Annotated in this window: 5 protein-coding genes; 3 read left to right on the plus strand and 2 right to left on the minus strand. The window is 64.0% G+C overall.

Annotated elements, in window-relative coordinates:
- Positions 1-174 precede the first annotated feature (174 nt).
- Positions 175-615, plus strand: coding sequence for an REP-associated tyrosine transposase (locus ACVOMF_RS20405; protein WP_481510895.1), 441 nt, complete (start codon positions 175-177; stop codon positions 613-615).
- Between the two features lie 173 nt (positions 616-788).
- Here ACVOMF_RS20405 and ACVOMF_RS20410 read toward each other — a convergent pair whose 3' ends face one another.
- Together ACVOMF_RS20410 and typA are read right to left on the minus strand one after the other, a co-directional pair.
- The gene (locus ACVOMF_RS20410; RefSeq protein ID WP_481510896.1) at positions 789-1,265 is read right to left on the minus strand and encodes a DUF2127 domain-containing protein; all 477 of its coding nucleotides are present in this window, start codon (positions 1,263-1,265) and stop codon (positions 789-791) included.
- 5 nt (positions 1,266-1,270) lie between these two features.
- Positions 1,271-3,118, minus strand: a complete 1,848-nt coding sequence (gene typA, locus ACVOMF_RS20415) for a translational GTPase TypA (protein ID WP_481510897.1) — start codon at positions 3,116-3,118, stop codon at positions 1,271-1,273.
- A 213-nt stretch (positions 3,119-3,331) separates the two neighbouring features.
- Here typA and ACVOMF_RS20420 point away from each other — a divergent pair, with 213 nt between their 5' ends.
- Both ACVOMF_RS20420 and ACVOMF_RS20425 read left to right on the plus strand, forming a co-directional pair.
- Positions 3,332-3,826, plus strand: a complete 495-nt coding sequence (locus ACVOMF_RS20420; RefSeq protein WP_481510898.1) for a peptidylprolyl isomerase — start codon at positions 3,332-3,334, stop codon at positions 3,824-3,826.
- 112 nt (positions 3,827-3,938) lie between these two features.
- Complete coding sequence (locus tag ACVOMF_RS20425; RefSeq protein WP_481510899.1) at positions 3,939-4,922, plus strand: malate dehydrogenase; 984 nt, start codon at positions 3,939-3,941, stop codon at positions 4,920-4,922.
- The last annotated feature ends 185 nt before the right edge of the window (positions 4,923-5,107 follow it).

Genomic DNA, 5,107 nt, shown 5'->3' on the forward strand with positions numbered 1-5,107 from the left:
CCCCCCCCCCCCCCCGGTGCTCCGCCCATCCCCTTAACCCCCCCCCCGCCCCGCCCCCCCCTGGCTGGGCTGTGTCCTCCCCCACAACCCCCCCGCCCCCCCCCCCCCCCCCACTACAGTTGCGGCCTTGAATCACTGACAGACCTTATGGATCGCCGGCCTCAGGCTGCAGCGATGTCGAGTCCTAAATTGCGGCTGGGGCGCTTTTCGCTGCCCAATAACATCTACTCAATCACCACGGTGACAGCTGGGCGAATGCCGCTGTTTGCGAATCGCAAGAACGCCGAGCAGGTGATCGAAGCGCTCCATCATTGCGAACTCGCCGGAATCACCCGCAGCCTTGCCTGGGTAGTGATGCCTGATCACCTGCATTGGCTGCTACAGCTTCAAACAGGATCGCTGGGCGCATACATGCAGCGGCTGAAATCGCGCTCGGCGAGAGCCATCGGCGCTCAGGGTTCGATCTGGCAGGCTGGATACCACGACCACGCAATCAGGCGTGATGAATCATTGCTGGGTGTGGCCAATTACCTGCTGCATAACCCAGTGCGGGCTGGCATATGCGAACGACCGCAGGATTACCCCTATGCGTGGTGTAAATGGGGGGGGCTCTAATGCGCTGATGTAGGGCCGAGCCCAACAAGGGCACGGGGGGGAGCCGGGTGGGCCCCGACCCCCCCCGGGGGGGGGCGCACCGCCCGGCCCGCCCCCGCCCCGCCCCGCGGCGGCCCGGGCCCGCCCCCCCCCCCCCCCGCGCCCGCCCCCCCCCCCCCACTACAGGTGAAGCACTAGTGCTTGCGGTGGCGCTTGCCGAGGTCGCGGGCCAGTACCCAGACGACCAGCAGGTTGACCGCCAGCAGCAGCCATGAGGCCCAGCCGGGGTGTTTGACGATGGCGTAGAAATCCAGCGGCAGGTACAGCGCAGCGGAGATGCAGCCTAGCCATGATGCCCAGGCTTTGGCGCGCCACAGGCCCCAGGCTTCGAGCAGGCGCAGCAGCCCGTAGCTGACCAGTACAGCGGCGCCGAGGTGAACGGTATCGGGGGTGATCATGCCCAGCAGCGAGGAGAACGCGCCGTTCTCGGGGTCACCGCCTGCGCGGTGGATCAGGGCATTGATGATGTTGCGGAGTGGGGCCGGCCCGGAGATCTCCAGGCCAGCCGCGGCGAGAAAGGCCAGTACGGCCTTTCCCGCTTCCAGCAGCGCGATGGCTGCCAGCCCCGGATGCGCATGCGGATCCGGGTTGTAGGGCTTGTTGTCAGTCAAGACAATCAGCCGCCGCGCGACGCCTTCTTGCGGTCGCTTTCGGTCAGGAACTTCTTGCGCAGACGAATTTCCTTCGGGGTGATTTCCACCAGCTCGTCGTCGTCGATGAAGTCCAGGGCCTGTTCCAGCGAGAACTTGATGGCCGGGGTCAGCTGGATCGCATCGTCCTTGCCCGAAGCGCGCATATTGGTCAGCGGCTTGGTCTTGATCGCGTTGACGGTCAGATCGTTGTCCTTGGAGTGGATACCGATCAGCTGACCTTCGTACACGTTGTCGCCTTCAGCGGCGAACAGCTTGCCGCGTTCCTGCAGCGGGCCAAGCGAGTAGGCCGGGGTTGCACCCGGGGCGTTGGCGATCATCACGCCGTTCAGACGCTTGGCGATGGCGCCCTGTTCCTTCGGGCCGTAATGGTCGAACACGTGGAACAGCAGGCCAGAGCCTTGGGTCAGGGTCTTGAACTCGTTCTGGAAGCCGATCAGGCCACGCGCCGGGATCTTGAAGTCAAGGCGAACACGGCCCTTGCCGTCGGACTCCATGTTCTCAAGCAGGCCCTTGCGGGTGCCCAGCTTTTCCATCACGCCGCCCTGGTGCTGCTCTTCGATATCTACGACCAGCTGCTCGATCGGCTCCATCATCTGGCCGTCGATTTCCTTGATGATCACTTCCGGGCGCGACACGGCCAGCTCGTAGCCTTCGCGACGCATGGTTTCGATCAGCACCGACAGGTGCAGCTCACCGCGGCCGGAGACCAGGAACTTGTCGGCGTCTTCAAGCTGCTCGACCTTCAGTGCCACGTTGTGCACGGTCTCGCGCTCCAGGCGCTCCTTCAGCTGGCGACTGGTCAGGAACTTGCCGCCGGACAGGTCCTTGTTGCCTGCGAACGGCGAGTTGTTGACCTGGAAGGTCATCGAGATGGTCGGCTCGTCAACGGTCAACGGCGGCAGCGCTTCCGGGGTGTCCAGGGCGCAGACGGTGTCGGAGATGGTCAGTTCCTGGATGCCGGAGATGGCGATGATGTCGCCAGCCTGTGCTTCCTCGACTTCGATGCGCTCCAGGCCCATGAAGCCCAGCACCTGCAGGACCTTGCCCTGGCGCTTCTTGCCTTCACGGTCGATCACGGCGACGGCCTGGTTCTTCTTGACCTTGCCGCGCTGGATGCGCCCGATGCCGATCACGCCCACGAAATTGTTGTAGTCCAGCTGGCTGATGCGCATCTGGAACGGGCCGTCGGCCTCGACTTCCGGCACCGGCACGTACTTCATGATCGCTTCGTACAGCGGGGTCATGTCGCCGTCGCGGACGGTGTCTTCCAAGCCGGCGTAGCCGTTCAGGCCCGAGGCGTAGACGATCGGGAAGTCGAGCTGCTCATTGGTGGCACCGAGCTTGTCGAACAGGTCGAACACCTGGTCGATGACCCATTCCGGACGCGCGCCCGGGCGGTCGACCTTGTTGACCACGACGATCGGCTTGAAGCCCATCGCGAAGGCCTTCTGGGTGACGAAGCGGGTCTGCGGCATCGGGCCGTCCATCGCGTCAACCAGGATCAGCACCGAGTCGACCATCGACAGCACGCGCTCCACCTCGCCGCCGAAGTCGGCGTGTCCCGGGGTGTCGACGATGTTGATCCGGTTTTTGATGCCGGTCTTCTTGTCTTCCCAGGTAATGGCCGTGTTCTTGGCCAGGATGGTGATGCCGCGTTCCTTTTCCTGGTCGTTGCTGTCCATCACGCGCTCGGCGAGTACCGTGCGCTCGGACAGGGTGCCGGACTGCTTGAGCAGCTGGTCGACGAGGGTGGTCTTGCCATGATCGACGTGGGCGACGATGGCGATGTTGCGAAGATTTTCGATGGACATGCGAAAGACGGCCAGCCGGTGCCGTGAAATGGGGAAAATGAGTCCAGCATTATAGCGCTATGTCACGGTTGTGCGAAAACTGCCGTTCAGACTCGCCCGATTGCCCATTCATACTTCCTCCGGAATGGCCGCAGGGAAGGGGCAGCAGCGCGGGCGGAGCCGGGTGTAAACTAGCGGGCTATTGAGAGTCGTCTTCTTTACAAAGGATTTCCCATGTCGCTGATCGCCAATTTCGACACCTCCCGCGGCCTGATCAAGGTCGAGCTGCATGCCGACAAGGCACCGCTGACCGTGGCCAACTTCGTCAACCTGGTGAAGCATGGCTTCTATGACGGGCTGGCGTTCCACCGCGTGATTGCAGACTTCATGGTCCAGGGCGGCTGCCCGGAAGGCTCCGGCCGTGGTGGCCCGGGCTATCGTTTTGAAGATGAAACCAAGAACGGCGTGCGCCACGAGCGCGGCGTGCTGTCCATGGCCAATGCCGGCCCGAACACCAACGGCAGCCAGTTCTTCATCACCCACATCAAGACCGATTGGCTCGATGGCAAGCACACCGTGTTTGGCAAGGTGCTCGAAGGCTTGGACGTGGTTGACGCGATCCAGCAGGGCGATGCGATCAACAAGATCACCCTGGAAGGCGATACCGACGCCGTGCTGGCCGCCAAGGCCGACCGCGTCGCCGAGTGGAACAAGATCCTCGCCGCCTGATTGACTTCGACGGCCACCTGCCCAGGTGGCCGTTTCTGATTGCAGCCGGACCAGCGCGCCTGCGCAGGCCCGGCCTCACCCCCACAACCGCTTCTTAGCAGAGGAAACCCCCATGAAAGCACCCGTTCGTGTTGCCGTAACCGGCGCTGCCGGCAATATCGGTTATGCACTGCTGTTCCGCATCGCTTCTGGCGAAATGCTGGGCAAGGATCAGCCGGTCATCCTGCAGTTGCTCGAAATCGACAACGAAAAGGCCCAGGCCGCCCTGCAGGGCGTGGTCATGGAACTGGAAGACTGCGCATTCCCGCTGCTGGCCGGCGTGGTGACCACCGCTGACCCGCTTGTGGCGTTCAAGGACGTCGACGTGGCCCTGCTGGTTGGTGCGCGTCCGCGCGGCCCGGGCATGGAGCGCAAGGACCTGCTGCTGGAAAACGCCAAGATCTTCACCGTGCAGGGCAAGGCGCTGAACGCCGTCGCCAAGCGTGACGTGAAGGTGCTGGTGGTCGGCAACCCGGCCAACACCAATGCCTACATCGCGATGAAGTCGGCGCCGGACCTGAACCCGCGCAACTTCACCGCCATGCTGCGCCTGGACCACAACCGCGCCCTGAGCCAGCTGGCTGCCAAGACCGGCAAGACCGTGGAGAGCTTCGAGCACTTCACCGTGTGGGGCAACCACAGCCCGACCATGTACCCGGACTACCGCTTCGCCACCACCGGCGGCGCCAAGGTTGCCGAGCTGATCAACGACCAGGAATGGAACGCCAACACTTTCATCCCGACCGTCGGCAAGCGTGGCGCAGCGATCATCGCCGCCCGTGGCCTGTCCTCGGCCGCGTCGGCTGCCAATGCCGCCATCGATCACGTGCATGACTGGGTGCTGGGCAGCAACGGCAAGTGGGTGACCATGGGCGTGCCGTCCGACGGCTCCTACGGCATTCCGGAAGGCGTCGTGTTCGGCTTCCCGGTAACCACCGAGAATGGCGAGTACACCATCATCAAGGACCTGCCGATCGACGACTTCTCCAAGAAGTACATCGACATCACCCTGGGCGAGCTGGAAGAAGAGCGCGCTGGCGTTGCCGACCTGCTGTAACAGCTGTCGGTTGATGTGATGCTATGAACGGGGAGGCTTCGGCCTCCCCGTTTTTTGTTTGTTGTTTGTTGTAGTGGGGGGGGCGGGCCGCCCCGGGGGGCGGGCGGGCTGGCAGACAACCGCCCCACCGCGGGGCCGAGCGCCCGACCCCGATCACACACAGAGGGGGGCTGGGGGGGGGGGGG

The organism is Stenotrophomonas sp. STEN022 (assembly GCF_056760155.1).

Bases quoted from the DNA above. Each gene is read 5' to 3' on its own strand.
- typA (WP_481510897.1), bottom strand. From the start codon at position 3,118: ATGTCCATCGAAAATCTTCGCAACATCGCCATCGTCGCCCACGTCGAT.
- ACVOMF_RS20405 (WP_481510895.1), top strand. From the start codon at position 175: ATGTCGAGTCCTAAATTGCGGCTGGGGCGCTTTTCGCTGCCCAATAAC.
- ACVOMF_RS20425 (WP_481510899.1), top strand. From the start codon at position 3,939: ATGAAAGCACCCGTTCGTGTTGCCGTAACCGGCGCTGCCGGCAATATC.
- ACVOMF_RS20420 (WP_481510898.1), top strand. From the start codon at position 3,332: ATGTCGCTGATCGCCAATTTCGACACCTCCCGCGGCCTGATCAAGGTC.